Here is a 14,897-nt window from a genome sequence, read left to right on the forward strand (position 1 = left end):
TTACATCGGCCGGGCAAAAGGGGGAGAGGGATCCCAAATGCTCAGGCAGAGAATCTGGTTCGGAGTGCTGCTCGTGGCGGGCGCGCTGGTCTCTTCGCCGCTCCCGGCTGGGGCGCAAGGCAAGGCCAAGCCCAAGACGGAGGCCAAACCCAAGATCGACGCGCAGAAGCTCAAGGCGGAGCTCGAGAGCGGCGACGCGGACCGCATCGGCGCGGCTCTGGACGCACTGGCAAAGGCCGGCGACGCCGGCGCGGCGGCGGCCCCCGCGGTGGAGGCGCTGCTCAAGAAGGGCCTGAGCGCGGAGCTGACGGTGAAGGCGCTCGAAGCTGCAGGTGCGCTCAAGCAGAGCTCGTCGAGCGCGGCCGTAGCGCCCTACGTGCGGCACCGCTCGGAGGACGTGCGACGCGCCGCGGCCAAGGCGCTGTCGAAGACCAAGGGACCGGACGCGGTCAAGGCGCTCAAGCACGCGCTGCGCCACCGCGACGCGCAGGTCCGCGGTATCGCCGCCACCGGCCTCGGCACGCTCGGCGCCAAGGATGCGCTGCCCGATCTGTTCAAGGCGCTCGCGCACAGCGTGCCGGAGGCCGCGGCCTCCATCGGTCAGCTCTGCGAGCCGAAGGACTGCGACAAGTTCGCCGACCTCACTGGCAAGCACCAGTTCGACATCATGTCGAGCGGCTTCGACCAGATCCTGTTCCGCGCCGAGAAAGAGATGCCGGAGGAGCAGAAGATCAAGGTCGTCGGTCGCCTGCGCGAGCTCGGGACCAAGGAGGCCGGCAAGTACCTGGCCGACGTGAAGGGGCGCTGGCCCGAGGGCTGGAGCAAGCGCGTGAAGCAGGCCATCGACGCCGCCGTGAAGGCGACCGGCGGTAGCGGCGGAGGAGACGACGAATGAAGACGCGTGCGTTTGCCGCGCTGGCGCTCGCGGCGATTCCGGCTTGTTCGCCGGCGATCACCAACAGCAGCACGGCGTTCTCGCCGGACTGGCAGAACGACGGCGGAAAGTCGATCCAGGCGGTCTACGGCAAGGTCTCCGGGGCTGCTCTGCCCGCAGGCACGGCCGTCGCCGTCGGCGTCACTCGGGACGGCTTGGTCGGCGTCGGGCTCGACGGCTCGGGCAAGTGGAAGGCCGCAGGCCGCCCCGACACCCAGCCCTCCATCGCCGGCGACGTCGTCGCCTACACCAGCGGCGGCCAGCTCGTCGGGCTCGACGCCAAGAGCGGCAAGCAGCTCTGGTCGGTGCCGGCGGAGGGCCGCGTGCTGCGCGGCGCGGGCGACGACGGCGCGACCACCGTCGCGACGCTCGGCGCTCCCGGCGGCGGCGGCAGCCTGCTCCTCGCGGTATCCCGCGACGGCAGCGTGCGACGCAAGATCGAGCCGCAGTCGGTCGAGCTCGGCGTGCCAGGGGCACAAGGCGACGTCGCCTTCGTGCCCTGGTCGAGCCAATACGTGTCGGCCGTCGATCTCTCGTCGGGCAACGAGATCGGCCGGCTCCTGCTGCGCGATCAGGTGAGCCATGCGCTCAGCGTCGGCGGCAAGCTGCACTTCGGCGAGCGCGGCCTGGTGCGATTCGACGACAAGATCGGCGGCTCCGCCAGCGGCGCCGCGAACGCGGTGAAGCTCCCGGAGCGCGAGCTCCCCGGCAAGCCCGTGTGGTTCACCAACGGCGCAAACACGACCCCGGCCGCAGCGGCGGCCCGGGAAAAGATCCGCCTCTACGCGCGGCCCGCGGACACCGGGGGCAAGCTCGGCATCGCCGGCGGTCGCTACGCCGCCACGTACTTCCGCGTCGTGATGGGCCTCGACGCCGCGGACGGCTCGTTGCGTTGGGTCCGGACCTACGGGCAAGACGTGCTCGGCGGTGACGCGGCGTCGAACGGCTTCGCGTTCTGCGACGCGACGGGCAAGGTCGCGCTCCTGGACTCGAACGGCGGCGACGCAGGCCAAGCCGACCTCGGCAGCTCCGTGCAAGGCTGCGTGGTGCAGGCCGGTGGCTTCGCGATCCCTGCCGGCAAGCCCGCTGGCTCGCTGCCGGAGCAGCTGGCGAAGGCCATCGAGGTCCGCGAGACGGAGATGGCGACGGCGCAGCGCTTCCTCTTGCGGGAGCTCGGCGCGATGCAGGAGCCGCTGGTGACCAAGGCGCTGGTCGATCTGGCCAGCAACCCCCGCACGCCCGCGCTCTTGCTCGAAGACGCGCGCCAGCTCCTGGCGTCGCGGCGCAACGGCGCGGAGTACATGCTGGAGGCGCTGGCGCAGCACTACGACTTCCTGAGCGACGTGCTGCGCTCGCCGCCGGTGGGCCCGCTCGCCGACGCGCTCTCTGCGATGAACGAGACCAAGGCCGCCGGGCCCCTGGCGCACCACCTGAACGACGCCGCCAACACGCCGAACGACATCGAGCGCGCGGCGCGTGCGCTGGCCAAGCTGGCCACGGCCGCGGAGCTGGGAGATCTGAAGACCTTCTTCGCGCTCTACCGCGCCACCGCGGACGAGAAGGAGCTGGTCAACGCCGTGCTCTCCGTGGCCCAAGCGCTCTTGCGCGTGGGCGGCGACGAGGGCAAGCGCGTGGTCGCCGAGGCCGCGAAGGATCCGCTCACGCACCCGGACGTGAAGGCGGGGCTCGCGAACCTCTCGCCGGCGAAGTCGGGGGAGAAGCCGGCGCCGGCAAGCGAGCCGACGGCCGCCGACAAGCCAGCGAAGAAGGGCTGAGTCACTTCACCTTGCAGTTGCCACCCGGGCACGACACCGTGCAGTCCGCCGGGTTCTCGCAGCTGGCCTTGCAGTTGCCACCCATGCAGCTGACGGCGCACTTTGCGCCGGCCTCGCACACGCTCTTGCAGTTGCCGCCGGGGCAGTCGTTGTTGCAGCTGGCGCCCTTGGCGCAGCTCACCTCGCAGTTGCCGCCGGTGCAGGAGAGCGAGCAGGTCGAGCCGGTCGCGCAGGCCAGCTTGCAGTTGCCGCCGGTGCAGCTGGCGTTGCAGCTCTGATTGGCAGCGCACGCTAGCTTGCAGTTGCCACCCGGGCAGCCGTCGCCCAGCGTGATGGCCACCGCCGCGCCGCCCGCCGCGGGCTCGGCTCCCGGCTGCGCCGCGGGCTGACCTGGCTGCGCCTCGCCACCCGGCCCCGCCTGGGCCTGGCCCTGGCCTTGGCCCTGAGCCTTCATCTGACCTTCACCAGCGGCGTGCACCACGCAACCCACGAGCGAAAACGCGAACACCGAAACGAACGAGCAGCGCATCACGACGAACCTCCGAGCGCCTACGCTATCGGACCCCGAATGCTGGGGCCAAGTAGGCACGGACGGGCAGAGTGCAGCTCGCATGCCAGGCGTCATCCCCGCGAAATCGCGGTTCGGCGCGGCGGGGCGCAGCCGACCACCGGCGGGCCCGGCCCCGCCGGCTCAATCGCCGATGCGGACCTTGGGCTTTTCGTCGGCGGCGTTCCTTTCAGCGGGCGCTTCGGTCCTCTCCTCGCCCTTCGCTTCAGCCGGGGGCGGCGGGCTGCTCTTCGAGCCTTCCTTCGCGCCCTCCTTCGCCCCAGCAATGGCGCCGCTGGCGATGCGCTCCACGCGCTCCGCCACGCGCTCCATCACGCTCAAGAGCTCGCGGCCCGCTTCCTCGGCGACCTCCTCGATCTTGCGCGGATCCAGGTTCTTCGCCGCCTTGCGGCCGAGACTGCCCACCTTGCGTGCGTCCACGTTCTCCAGGTTCTTGATCGCGCGCCGGCCGACCTCTTCGATGCGGTTCGGATCGACGTTCTTCAGCGCCTTCTTCGCGGCGCTGAGCATCAGGTGCAGCCCGTCCGTCAGATCCTTCGACGCGGTCGGTCGAGCTTCTTCTTCGGCGGGGGGCGCATCGTCCTTGGGCGGCTCGCTCGGCATGGCGCGTAGAATGGCCATGCCGCTCTCGGCACGCAAGGCCAACCCCTAGGCGGGCTTCTGGCGCTGGAGCAGCAAGAGCAACACCGCCAGCACCACGAGCCCGGCCCCGAGCAGCGTGAAGCCGCTGAGCTCTTCGTGGAACAGGAGCACGCCCCAGGTCGCGGCGAACACGATCTGCACGTAGCCGATGGTGGTGCCGCGCGCGGCGGGCACCAACGCGAGCCCACGCGTCATGAAGGTCTGCCCGGCCTGAGTCGCCACGCCCAAGCCCAGCAAGAGCAGCCACCCGGTTGGTGACGGCCAGACCCAGCTCGCCAGCGCGAAGGGCAGCGCGGTGGGCGCGGCGAACAGCGCGAAGTAGAACACGATCACGTCGGAGTGCTCGGTCCTGGCCAGAACGCGCACGGTGGCGTAGGCGCAGGCGCTCAGGAGCGCGCTGCCCAGCGCGACCGCGACGCCCAGGTGGCTGAGCGGCGTCGCGCCTCCGAACACGAAGCCCGGCCGCGCCACCAGCACCGTGCCGGCCAGGCTGAGCACGATGGCGAGCACGAGACGGCCGTCGGTTCGCTCACCCAGGAAGAGCGAGGCGATCACCGCGACGAACACCGGGTTCAGGTAGTGGAGCACCGTCGCTTCGGCGAGCGGCAGCGCGTTCACGGCGTAGAAGTAGCAACCCAGCGCGCCCGTGCCGAACAGCGCGCGCTGCACCAGACCACGCTTGTTGGTGCCCCAGGGGCGGATCCGCCGGAGCGAGAGCCAGGTCACGCTCATCAGCAGCGTGACGACCCCTCGGGCCAGCACGAGCATCGCCACCGGAAGCTCTCGGCCCGCGAGCTTCACCTGGACGCTCATGGCGCTGAACGCGAGCGCAGCCAGCACGAGCAGGGCCTCCCCCCGACGCTCGTCGCTGATCGGCACGAGGCCGGTTATGGCCGCCCGCGCCGCGTCCCGCAACGTTCCCCTGGCGTTTTCGCCGGGCAGCCCAATGTTGTGCGCTCTTTCCCAACTCCCCCCTTGCTGCGACGATGCTAGAACCCGCCCGAGAGAAAAGCGCTCGCTCCGCGGCCCGTGCCGCGCGGCCGAGCCAGCCCACCGGCCACCCCATGGCTCGCCCTCTGATTCGCGTCCCCGAGCTCGAAGCCGCCATCGACGGCGTGGTCCAGAGCTACGACGGCCCCGAGGAGATCAACAACCTCGAGAGCGCCGCGCTGCCGAACAAGCGCGCGGTGATCGACGCGTTCTGTCACCTGCGCCCCGCCATCTACATGGGCTTCTACGCCACGCGACCGCTCTCGCGGGACAACCTGCGCTACAGCGTGAGCGAGCACCTCTACCCCGCGTACGAGATCCTGGTGGAGCAGATCGCGCGGGCGGTCACCTACGAGGAGCGCTTCGGCAAGGCGCCGGTGCACCGCCCGGAGGGCTGGAACGAAGAGGTGGTGCTGCGCCTGTTCCAGCAGCTCCCGGAGCTCCGCCGCTTGCTGAACGGCGACGTAGTCGCCGCGTTCGACGGCGACCCTGCGGCCAAGAGCATCGAAGAGGTGGTGTTCAGCTATCCCGCCATCCAGGCCATCACCGCGCACCGCGTCGCGCACGTGCTCTACCAGGAGAAGGTGCCGATGATCCCGCGCATCTTGTGCGAGTACGCGCACTCGGAGACCGGCATCGACATCCACGCGGGCGCGCAGATCGGCGAGCGCTTCTTCATCGACCACGGCACCGGCGTGGTCATCGGCGAGACCAGCGTCATCGGCAACAACGTGAAGATCTACCAGGGCGTCACCCTGGGCGCGCTCAGCACGCGACGCGAACGGGCGGGCGAGAAGCGGCATCCGACCCTGGAGGACGACGTGACCATCTATTCCGGCGCCACCATCCTGGGTGGCGACACGGTCATCGGCCGGGGCGCGACCGTCGGCGGCAACGTCTGGGTCACGGCCAGCGTCCCGCCGGGCTCGAAGATCTTCGGCCGCGCGAAGGAGTGAGCCGGCAAGCGTTGCCGCTGACGCGCGCCCGCATCGCGTGGCATGCTCCGCGGCATGAAGCTCGCGTGGTTCCTCGGGTGCGCACTGCTGATCGCCGGCTGCGGCAGTCGTTCACGGCTCGCGGCGGCAGATGGCGGCGGGAGCGGCGGCGGCGCAGGCGGTAGCGGCGGCGCAGGCGCGGTGTCTGGAGCCGGCGGCTTCGGTGGCGCGCCGCTCGGCGGAGCCGGAGGCGTCTCGGGCTGCGGCCCCGTGGACACCGGCGCGCCCTGCTCGACGCTGGGTGAGGTCGGCTGCCTGACCGCGTTCCCGCGCTGCGCACCGGTGTACGACGACCAGTGCTGCCCGATGTGCCAGCCCACCGGCATGTGCGCCGACTGCATGAGCTGGCAGTTCTACGAGTGCATCGACCGCGAGCTCTCGAACTGCGTCCCTGGTGCCATCGGGCACTGCGGGCAGACGCCGCAGTGGGCGTGCAATGGCGGCCGTGCCGAGTGCCCGGAGAGCGCGTGCCAGTTCGTTCCAGGCTGCGTCGAGGCGCTGCCTTCGGACTGCCCGGAGGACGCGTTCTGCCCGCCCGAGTGCCACCCCGTGACCAAGGAGATCTGCGGCCCCACCTGCGGGCCGCCCGTCCCGATGCCGATGTGCCCGAACGGCGGCGCGCACGAGGTGCAAGGCGGGCAGTACACCGGCTACTGCATCGAAGCGAGCGTGTGCGGGGGCCCGAACCCGCCCCCGCCGGTGGGCCCGTGCCCGCCGTCCTTGCCCTCGGGCCAGTGCGGGAGCCCGGGTCAGATCTGCACCTACGGCAGCTGGTGCGCGAGCACCTGCACCTGCGACGGCAGTGGCTTCTGGAGCTGCGTCACGCCGCCGTGCTGACGTCGCCGAACGCCTCGCGCTCCACCGCGAGCTCCGCTTCGCCGGCGGTGGTCTCGGAGAGCATGAAGTCCTTGTATCTGTGCCCCGGGCGCGTGGCCTTGCAGTAGGCGTTGAAGACCTGGTTGAAGAAGCGGGTCTGACCCGCGGCATCCACAGGCTTCAGGAAGCCGGCGCGCTCGGACAGGTGCGTGACCTTGCGCATCACCGAGCCGGCGAAGTCGAAGGCGTCGATGCCGAGCACGGCGAGATCCGCCTCCAGCAACATGATGAGCGGCAGCGCCGGCAGCGCCATCTTGAGCCGGCGCACGCGCCCGAGGGGACTCCGCTTCTGCCACTTCGAGAGCGGGAACTCCTTGAAGTAGTTCGCGGGAAGCGCCGTGTGGCGACTCTCGTCCAGGTGGAAGAGTCTGAGCACGTCGAGACCCGGCAGCGTCGAGAGCACACCGAAGATACTGAGCGCGATGCTCTCGACCAGCACGTTCATGCCGAAGAACTTGTCGAGGCCCTTGGCCTTGAGCGCGCCCTCGAGGAGCAAGTACTCCCACACGCTCTGGCGCGGGATCTCGACCCCGAAGGCCAGCATCAGCTCGCGCATCACGACGAAGTGCTTGGCCTCCTCCAGGATCTGCATGGTGAGCGCGGCCTTCGCGCCGGTGCTGTGGACCTCCGGCAAGAGGCTCGCGGAGACGAGCCAGGCGTAGGCCTCGCCGTGGCCGATGGCCGAGAGGATGGCAACGATGGCGCGCTTCTGCTCCAGCGTGTACTCGCGGTCGAGCAGCGCCTTGAACTCGGCGCTGGTGATGCGGCCGCGGATCGCACGCTCTTCGTCGGTCAGGTTCCTCTCCGCCAAATCGATCAACTCGCGCTCGTGCTCGTTGCAGTCGCGGAAGCTCGACCAGGGAAGCGCCGCCTCGCCCTTCCAGAGCAGGCGCAGGCTCTTGTCGTAGTGCTTCTTGCGGAGCGCGTCGGCGGCGCCGCCCACGAACTCGTAGTGCACGTCGTCGTATTTGGCTGCCCTCCCGCCCAGGTGCAGGCGCTCGGCGACCTCGTCCCAGGAGCGCACGATGCGGTTCGCGATGCGCTCGACCTCGAGGTTCACCTGCGCGGCACGCGCGTTCACCGTCAGCTGCTGAAATTGCATGGCCCGCCAATTTTACGCGGGTCCGGGTGGCCTCCGAGTTGATCGAAATCAACGCCTACATCAGACCACTCGCAGCGGGTCGCGGTCCCGCGCCGACACGGTGACGTCGATGCTGGGCACGCGCTCTGCCAGGCGCCGGGCGAAGCTCGGCAAGAAGCCGCGCTCGGTGTTGGTGTGGTCGCAGAGGATCACGCTGGCGCCGGCCGAGACCTTCGCGCGCACCTCGTGGTGTCGCATCTCCCCGGTCAGATAGAGCTCCGGCGCGGATAGGCGGGCGAACAGCGTTCCGCCGGAACCGGCACAGACCGCGACCCGAGCAATGGTGCCCCCGGCGTCGTGGCGCGGCGAGGACGCGACGCGCACGTGGGTGAGACCGAGGTGGTCCTTCACCCGCGCCACGATGGCGTCCAGCGTCAGCGGCGCTTTCAGCGTGACGCTCCGTCCCATGCCAGTGCCCGGGCTGCCGTCGGAAGCGGGCGCCAAGGGCTCACGCTCCCCGGGCCCCAACGCGTCCGCGAGCCAGTCGTTGACGCCGCCGGGGGACGCGTCGAGGGCCGTGTGCGGCGAGTACACCGCGATCCCCGCGCGCAAGGCCTCGACGACGACACGCTCGGCGGCGCTGGCTCGGGTCAGGCGCTTCACGCCCGAGAAGATGGGTGGATGATAGGCGACGATCAGCTCGGCGCCGCGTTCGGCGGCTTCGTCCAGCACGTCTTCGCCGAGATCGATGGTCAGGAGCACGCGATTGACCGGGTGCTCCTCGCGGCGCGGCTCGATGAGGAGCCCGACGTTGTCCCACTCCTCCGCGTAGCGAAGCGGCGCCAGCGCCTCCAGGACCGGGATGATCTGCCAGAGCGGCGTCGACATGAAACCGGAGACTACTATGCTACGCGCGCCGTGAGTGACGCCCTGCCCTTCGCCGCACGCCTGGTGCTGGCTTTCACCTGTTTCTTTCGCGTGCTGTTCGACGGCGCGCTGGCCGCGCGGGTGCGCGCGGCTCTCGGGGCCGCGCCGGAGCTGCCGCCAGCCCCCGAGCCGGAGCCGGAGCCGAAGCCGGAGCCGGACGAGCCCTCGAGCATCGTGCCCGCGCTCCAGCTCTTGGCGTTGCTGCAGCGCGAGGGGCGGCTGGTGGACTTCCTGAAGCAAGACGTCGCCGGCTTCTCCGACTCCGACATCGGCGCGGCGGCGCGCGTGGTCCACGAGGGCTGTCGCAAGGCGCTCGTCGCGCACTGCCAGGTCGAGCCCGTGCGGAGCGAAGAGGAGGGCGCGAAGCTCACGCTCGCCGCGGGCTTCGATGCGAGCCGAGTGAAGCTCACCGGCAACGTGCAGGGCGAACCGCCTTACCGCGGCACCCTCCGCCACAAGGGCTGGCAAGTGAAGAAGCTCGAGCTGCCGAGCCTGGTCGAGGGGCACGACCCGAACCTGCTCTACCCGGCGGAAGTCGAGCTATGAGCGCGCGCTTCGCCGTCGGCATCGACCTCGGCACCACGCACACCGCCCTCGCCGCCGTCGCGCTCGAGGGCGGGCGCGAGCCAGAGGTGCTGGCGCTGCCGCAGCTCGTGGCGACCGGCACGCTCGAAGCGCGCGTGCTCCTGCCCTCGTTCCTGTACTTCGCCCACGAGTCCGAGGGTGCGCTCGCGCTGCCGTGGGACGCGGCGCGCCGCTTCGCCGTCGGCGAGCACGCGCGCACTCGAGCTTCGGAGTCGCCGGCGCGGGTGGTCTCGAGCGCGAAGAGCTGGCTCTGCCACGACGGCGTCGATCGGCGCGGTCCGATCTTGCCCCCGGGCGCCCCCGACGACATCGAGAAGATCTCGCCGGTGGAGGCCTCGTTTCGTTACCTGGATCACCTCGCGGAGGCCTTCCTGGCCAAGCACGGTGTGTCGCTCGGCGAGCAGGAGGTGATGCTCACGGTGCCGGCCTCCTTCGACGCCGCAGCGCGGGACCTGACCGTCGAGGCCGCCTACGCCGCTGGGCTCGAGAACGTGACCCTGCTCGAAGAGCCGCAGGCCGCGCTCTACGCCTGGATCGCCGACAGCGGCGAGGGCTGGCGCACCCACTTGCGTCCTGGCGACGTGGTGTTGGTGGTGGACGTCGGCGGTGGGACCACGGATTTTTCTGCCATCGCCACGGTCGAGCGCGACGGTCTGCTCGAGCTGCACCGCATCGCGGTCGGCGATCACATCCTGCTCGGCGGCGACAACATGGATCTGGCCCTGGCCCACGTGGTGGCGCAGAAGCTCCGAGCCGAGGGAAAGGAGCTCGACCGCTGGCAGCTCGCCGCGCTGACCCACACCTGCCGCGGCGCCAAGGAGCGGCTCCTGTCCGATGCGGGCGCGGCGAGCGCGCCCATCGCCGTGGCCGGGCGCGGCTCGGCCCTGCTCGGCAACACGCTGAAGAGCGAGCTCACTCGGGAAGAGGTCGCGCGGGTGCTGGTGGACGGCTTCTTCCCGGTGGTGCCCGCGAGCGCTCGCCCGGCGACCCGCGCGCGCGTCGGGCTCACGCAGCTCGGCCTTCCCTACGCCGCCGATCCCGCCGTGACCAAGCACCTGGCCGCGTTCCTGACCCGCCAGGTCGAGGCCACGGACAAGCTGGCCGGCTTCGGCGCGCGACACGGCGCGCTGCTCCACCCGAGTGCGGTGCTGTTCAACGGCGGCGTGGTCAAGGGCGAGGCGCTCCGCGCGCGCTTGCTCGAGGCGCTCGGGCACTGGCTCCAGGCCGACGGTGCGCCCGCACCGCGCGTCTTGCCGGGCGCCGATCCAGACCTCGCGGTCGCGCGCGGCGCCGCGTATTTCGGCCTGGTCCGCCGCGGCAAAGGCCTCAAGATCCGCGGCGGCACGGCGCGCGCGTATTACGTCGGCATCGAGAGCCCGGCGCCCGCCGTGCCGGGCATCGAGCCGCCGATCACCGCGCTCTGCGTCGCGCCCTTCGGTATGGAAGAAGGCACGCACGCCGAGCTACCCCCCCACGAGCTCGGCCTCGTCGTCGGCGAGCCGGTGCGCTTTCGCTTCTTCGGCTCCAGCGTGCGCCGCGACGATCGTGCCGGCACCGAGCTCGAGCGCTGGACACCGGACGAGCTGGAGGAGCTGTCACCCATCGAGATCGAGCTACCCGCCGAGGGCCGCCGCGAAGGCGACGTGGTCCCGGTGGAGCTGGCGGCGCAGATCACGCCGGTGGGAACGCTCTTGCTCGAAGCGGTGCCCCGCGAGCCGCGCGAGCCGAATGAGCGCTGGAAGCTCGAGCTCGGCGTGCGGAATTGACCCGCCGAGCGCCGAGCATCGTCGAGCTCGGGGACGTGCGTACAATGCCGCCATGGAAGCCCGAATCAACTTCGTCACGCTCGTCGTCGCCGACCTGGATCGCGCACGCCGTTTCTACCTGGACGGCCTCGGCTGGTCCGCTGCCCTCGAGGCCGGCGGCGAGGTGCTGATGATCCATGTCGGCGAGAAGCTCGTGTTGTCGCTCTGGGCGGAGTCGGCGGCGCGCGCCGAGATCGGGGAGGTCACTCGCGGCGGCACGATGCCGTTCACCCTCGCTCACAACGTCGCGTCGCCAGCGGAGGTCGACGCGGTCCTCGAGACCGCGCGCGCCGCAGGCGCGACCGCCTACGACGCCCAGACGCGTGATTGGGGTGGCTACAGCGGCTACTTCACCGATCCAGATGGGTTCCGCTGGGAGGTCGCCTTCAACCCGCATCCGATCGGCGGCGTGAGCTTCCCGTAGTGTCGTCGCGGGCCACGCGCCCCAACACGACACCCTGTAGCGCGTTGGCGACCGCGCTCTCGAGTAGCGCACACGGTTCGCAGAGCTCCGCTGCGCGCGCAGGCGCTGCGTGCGGCCGGGCGCGTTTCCCTGCGGATTTCCCCGCGGGGAGGCCGGCGGCACACATCCTGCTACCTGGGTGAGCCCATACCGCGCATGAGCGTTTGGCCGCTCGATTGCGATGAACGTCGAGCGACATGGGAAGGAGCACCCGATGGAAGCCAAGAACATCAGCTCGAAGATCTCCTCCGCCGAGACCAAGGGCAAGGACGTGGTGAAGAAGGCCGGCGCTCAGCTCACCGATGTCGCCGCGAAGGCGGGCGACGTGATCGAAGAGACCGGCGAGAAGGTCGAAGGTCTGGCCCAGAAGGGCGGTCACCGGGTTCAAGAGACCGCGCAGAAGGCGGGTCACGCCGTGAAGGAGATCGCCACGAAGATCGTCCACAGCGCTCAGGAGGCCGTGCAGAAGGTCGTGCACGGCGCCGAGGAGGTCGCCGACAAGGCCAAGCACAAGAAGGACGAGGCCCTGGACCAAGTGGGCAAGGCCGTGGACAAGGCCAAGAAGAACTGACCGCTTCGGCGAGGTCCGTCGCGCGCGAGGGTCACTGACAGTCCGGCGCGCAATACTGGCCGACGCAGGTCATGAAGTCCTGGAACACCGGCTGACCCGCTGGGTTCGTGAAGATGCACTTGTCCACGCAGGGTTGGTCCGTACACGCGCCGGCGCAGGCGATGATCGCGGCGCAGGCGGGAGTCTGCATACACTTGCTGATCTCGGCCGCGCACTTCACCTGCACGCAGAGGTCGCAATTGCCGCTCGGCCCCCCGCACTTCTGGGGCCCGCCGCCGCCTGCGCCGACGTCCGTGCAGCCGAAGACGGGACCTTGGACGGAGGTGAGATCGATCGTCACGCCACAGGTGCCCGTCTTCGCGCCACAACAACCAGGGAAGTAGCCGGGACCGCCATCGAGCGGGTTGGTGTACGTCAGCGCAGGGCAGCCTGGGTCGGGCGCGCCCGGCTGGTTGGTCGGGTAACAGCCGGGGCTCATGCCGACGAGCGCCGCGACGGTGCTGTCCACCTGGGCGGCGCAGCTGCCGTCCGGCGCGCAGCACGCCGGCAGGTTGATCAGCCCGGCAACTTTGTAGTCGGGACAGCTCCCGCAGGGCAGACCGCCGCCGCCTCCCGTCGGGTAGCCGCCGCCGCCGACCGGATAGCCGCCGTAGGCGCCGGTGCCACCGGTCGGATAGCCGCCGGAGCCGCCTCCACCCGGACCACCGCCGCTGCACACACAATCCGAGAAGGCGTCGCCGCTGGGCAGGCACTGCTGGTAGCAGGGGCCGGCCACGCCGCTGCCGCCGCACACCCTCACGGAGCCGGGCTCGCAGCGCGAGGGGACGTCGTCCACCTTGCCGCCGCAGGCGTGGAGGAGCAGCGCCGACAGGCCGAGGGACCACCACAGCATGAGCCGGAGCTTCATCCTCCTCGCAGCATAGCAGAGCTCAGCGTCGGGGCGTGCCGACCTCGCTGCCCCAGGGCTCGGTGGCGATCAGCGCGTCGGCGTCGGCGCGCAGCCGAGCGTCCAGGCGATCCCGTGCCGCGTCCGCCAGGGCGGCCGCGAGCATGCTCGCGCTGGAGAAGCGCCGCTCTCGGTCCTTGGCCAGGCCGAGCGCCAGGACTCGCTCCACGTCAGCGCCCAGGTGCGGCGCGACGTCCGTGGGAGCGCTCGGCTGCACGTGCACCACGTTGTAGACGGTGAGCACGCTGTCCGGCGCGGTGAACGCGGGGCGCCCGGTCAGGCAGCGATACGCGATCACGCCGAGCGAGAACACGTCGCTGCGGTGATCGACGTCGAGCCCGCGCGCCTGCTCCGGGGACATGTAGCTCGGCGTGCCGATGATGGCGCCCTGGGTCAGCTGACTGGTCAGCTCGCGCACCTTGGACACGCCGAAGTCCAGCACCTTCCACAGCCGGCGCGGGGAGTCGTCCACCAAGAACAGGTTCTGCGGCTTGATGTCGCGGTGCACGATGCCGGCGCGATCGGCGGCGGCGAGCGCCTCGCCCACCTGCGCCAGGATTTCGATCACCTCCGACAGCTCCAGGCGCTTCTGCTCGCGCAGGCGCTCGGCCAGGTCCATGCCCCGCAGGAGCTCCATGGCGATGAAGGGCGAACCGTCCTCGGCGCGCCCCATCCCCAGCACCTCGACGACGTGCGGCGACCGGAGCGCCGACGCGACCTTCGCCTCGCGGAAGAAGCGCTCGAGCATCTCGGCGTCGCCGAGCACCGCAGGGTTCAGGAACTTGAGCGCGACGGCGCGCTTGGCGGACAGTTGCTCTGCTCGGTACACCTCGCCCATGGCGCCGCGGCCGATGATCTCGCCGACTGCGTAGTCGCCCACGGTGCGATCGCTGAAGCGTCCGAGGTTCGCGGCGCGAGCGGCGTCGAGATCTGCCCGGGCTTCGTCGAGCAGCGCCTCGCGCTGGCGGATCTGCATGGCCGCGCGCTCCAGCCGCTCGAACGCCTCGCGGGTGGCCTGCCGGCTCTTGCGGGCCATCCCGAAGGTGAGCGCGAGGAAGATCTCCGCCATCAGCGTGAGCGCGACGAGCCCGCGCAGGTCAGGACTCTCGATGCCGACGATGGCGCGGTCGAGGGGGAGCAGCCCGGCGATGCCCAGGGCGGCGAGCACGGCGTAGCCGCCCGCGAGCGTGGCGTAGACCAGCCAGGCGCCGAGCTTCGAGTCGCTCAGTGCGAAGAAGTAGACTCCCACGCAGCCGCCCATGATGGTGGGAGAGAAGATGCCGACATAGAGCGCGGCGGTGAGCACCGAGGCCACGCAGAACATCGCGTGCAGGAGCGCCAGCCGCGGATCGAAGCGCTCCAGGTTTCGGAAGCGCAGCAAGAGCCAGAGCGTGACCGCGAGCGTGGCTGCGAACACCGCCGCCGCGGTGCCGCGAAACGGCGCCTCCTTCGCCGGCACCAAGAGCGCGGCCAGACCCAGGGCGGAGAGCGGGCCGACCAGGCGCAGGAGCGCGCGGGTCCGGGTGGCCTCTTCGCGAGCCAGGATCAGCGTGGCCTCGGCAGTGCGCAGCGAGCCGCCGGTGGTGGCCGGCAAGAGCTCCGGCGTGGTGCTGCTGGCGGAGGCCCCGGGCGTGAGCGCGACGGTGGGCGCCGCGTCGGCGGCGGCGGGCCGGTCCCGCGTCGTGGGGTCGCTCTCGCCTGGCATGATCGCCCGAGCGGGCATGATACAGATCCGCTCC

15 protein-coding genes are annotated in these 14,897 nt (G+C 70.8%); 8 read left to right on the forward strand and 7 right to left on the reverse strand.

Features of this window, described 5'->3' with window-relative positions; translation table 11 throughout:
* Nucleotides 1-37: 37 nt before the first annotated feature.
* Both HS104_01625 and HS104_01630 read left to right on the forward strand, forming a co-directional pair.
* Nucleotides 38-895, forward strand: coding sequence for a HEAT repeat domain-containing protein (locus HS104_01625; protein ID MBE7478677.1), 858 nt, complete (start codon nucleotides 38-40; stop codon nucleotides 893-895).
* Entirely contained in the window at nucleotides 892-2,709 is a 1,818-nt protein-coding gene (locus HS104_01630) for a PQQ-binding-like beta-propeller repeat protein (protein ID MBE7478678.1), read from the forward strand. The genes HS104_01625 and HS104_01630 overlap by 4 nt, the downstream gene beginning before the upstream one ends.
* Nucleotide 2,710: 1 nt before the next feature.
* Here the strand turns inward: HS104_01630 and HS104_01635 are convergent, their stop codons facing one another.
* The 3 genes from HS104_01635 to HS104_01645 all read right to left on the reverse strand — a co-directional run bounded on the left by HS104_01635 (nucleotide 2,711) and on the right by HS104_01645 (nucleotide 4,798).
* Nucleotides 2,711-3,241 carry a hypothetical protein gene (locus HS104_01635; GenBank protein ID MBE7478679.1) on the reverse strand — a complete coding sequence of 177 codons (531 nt, stop codon included), beginning with the start codon at nucleotides 3,239-3,241 and terminating at the stop codon, nucleotides 2,711-2,713.
* A 159-nt stretch (nucleotides 3,242-3,400) separates the two neighbouring features.
* Nucleotides 3,401-3,898, reverse strand: coding sequence for a hypothetical protein (locus HS104_01640; protein MBE7478680.1), 498 nt, complete (start codon nucleotides 3,896-3,898; stop codon nucleotides 3,401-3,403).
* 27 nt (nucleotides 3,899-3,925) lie between these two features.
* Nucleotides 3,926-4,798 carry a DMT family transporter gene (locus tag HS104_01645; GenBank protein ID MBE7478681.1) on the reverse strand — a complete coding sequence of 291 codons (873 nt, stop codon included), beginning with the start codon at nucleotides 4,796-4,798 and terminating at the stop codon, nucleotides 3,926-3,928.
* 185 nt (nucleotides 4,799-4,983) lie between these two features.
* Here HS104_01645 and HS104_01650 point away from each other — a divergent pair, with 185 nt between their 5' ends.
* Together HS104_01650 and HS104_01655 are read left to right on the forward strand one after the other, a co-directional pair.
* The gene (locus tag HS104_01650) at nucleotides 4,984-5,865 is read left to right on the forward strand and encodes a serine acetyltransferase (GenBank protein MBE7478682.1); all 882 of its coding nucleotides are present in this window, start codon (nucleotides 4,984-4,986) and stop codon (nucleotides 5,863-5,865) included.
* Between the two features lie 54 nt (nucleotides 5,866-5,919).
* Nucleotides 5,920-6,741, forward strand: a complete 822-nt coding sequence (locus tag HS104_01655) for a hypothetical protein (protein ID MBE7478683.1) — start codon at nucleotides 5,920-5,922, stop codon at nucleotides 6,739-6,741.
* On the opposite strand, the gene HS104_01660 is transcribed toward HS104_01655, so the two are convergent.
* Nucleotides 6,725-7,882, reverse strand: coding sequence for a hypothetical protein (locus HS104_01660; protein MBE7478684.1), 1,158 nt, complete (start codon nucleotides 7,880-7,882; stop codon nucleotides 6,725-6,727). The genes HS104_01655 and HS104_01660 overlap by 17 nt on opposite strands.
* Before the next feature lie 60 nt (nucleotides 7,883-7,942).
* Nucleotides 7,943-8,749 (reverse strand): Nif3-like dinuclear metal center hexameric protein, encoded by an 807-nt coding sequence (locus HS104_01665; GenBank protein ID MBE7478685.1) that lies wholly within the window; start codon nucleotides 8,747-8,749, stop codon nucleotides 7,943-7,945.
* Between the two features lie 30 nt (nucleotides 8,750-8,779).
* Here HS104_01665 and HS104_01670 point away from each other — a divergent pair, with 30 nt between their 5' ends.
* The 4 genes from HS104_01670 (at nucleotide 8,780) to HS104_01685 (ending at nucleotide 12,212) form a co-directional block, all read left to right on the forward strand.
* The gene (locus HS104_01670; GenBank protein MBE7478686.1) at nucleotides 8,780-9,334 is read left to right on the forward strand and encodes a DUF2760 domain-containing protein; all 555 of its coding nucleotides are present in this window, start codon (nucleotides 8,780-8,782) and stop codon (nucleotides 9,332-9,334) included.
* Nucleotides 9,331-11,139: an Hsp70 family protein gene (locus tag HS104_01675; GenBank protein MBE7478687.1), complete on the forward strand. Its 1,809-nt coding sequence runs from the start codon at nucleotides 9,331-9,333 to the stop codon at nucleotides 11,137-11,139. The genes HS104_01670 and HS104_01675 overlap by 4 nt, the downstream gene beginning before the upstream one ends.
* A gap of 52 nt (nucleotides 11,140-11,191) precedes the next feature.
* Nucleotides 11,192-11,602 carry a VOC family protein gene (locus tag HS104_01680; protein MBE7478688.1) on the forward strand — a complete coding sequence of 137 codons (411 nt, stop codon included), beginning with the start codon at nucleotides 11,192-11,194 and terminating at the stop codon, nucleotides 11,600-11,602.
* 253 nt (nucleotides 11,603-11,855) lie between these two features.
* Nucleotides 11,856-12,212 (forward strand): hypothetical protein, encoded by a 357-nt coding sequence (locus HS104_01685; GenBank protein MBE7478689.1) that lies wholly within the window; start codon nucleotides 11,856-11,858, stop codon nucleotides 12,210-12,212.
* Nucleotides 12,213-12,243: 31 nt separating this feature from the next.
* On the opposite strand, the gene HS104_01690 is transcribed toward HS104_01685, so the two are convergent.
* Both HS104_01690 and HS104_01695 read right to left on the reverse strand, forming a co-directional pair.
* Complete coding sequence (locus tag HS104_01690) at nucleotides 12,244-13,119, reverse strand: hypothetical protein (protein ID MBE7478690.1); 876 nt, start codon at nucleotides 13,117-13,119, stop codon at nucleotides 12,244-12,246.
* A 22-nt stretch (nucleotides 13,120-13,141) separates the two neighbouring features.
* The gene (locus tag HS104_01695) at nucleotides 13,142-14,881 is read right to left on the reverse strand and encodes a serine/threonine protein kinase (GenBank protein MBE7478691.1); all 1,740 of its coding nucleotides are present in this window, start codon (nucleotides 14,879-14,881) and stop codon (nucleotides 13,142-13,144) included.
* Between the last annotated feature and the right edge of the window lie 16 nt (nucleotides 14,882-14,897).

It is taken from the genome of Polyangiaceae bacterium (assembly GCA_015075635.1).
Taxonomy (GTDB): Bacteria; Myxococcota_A; Polyangia; order Polyangiales; family Polyangiaceae; genus JADJKB01.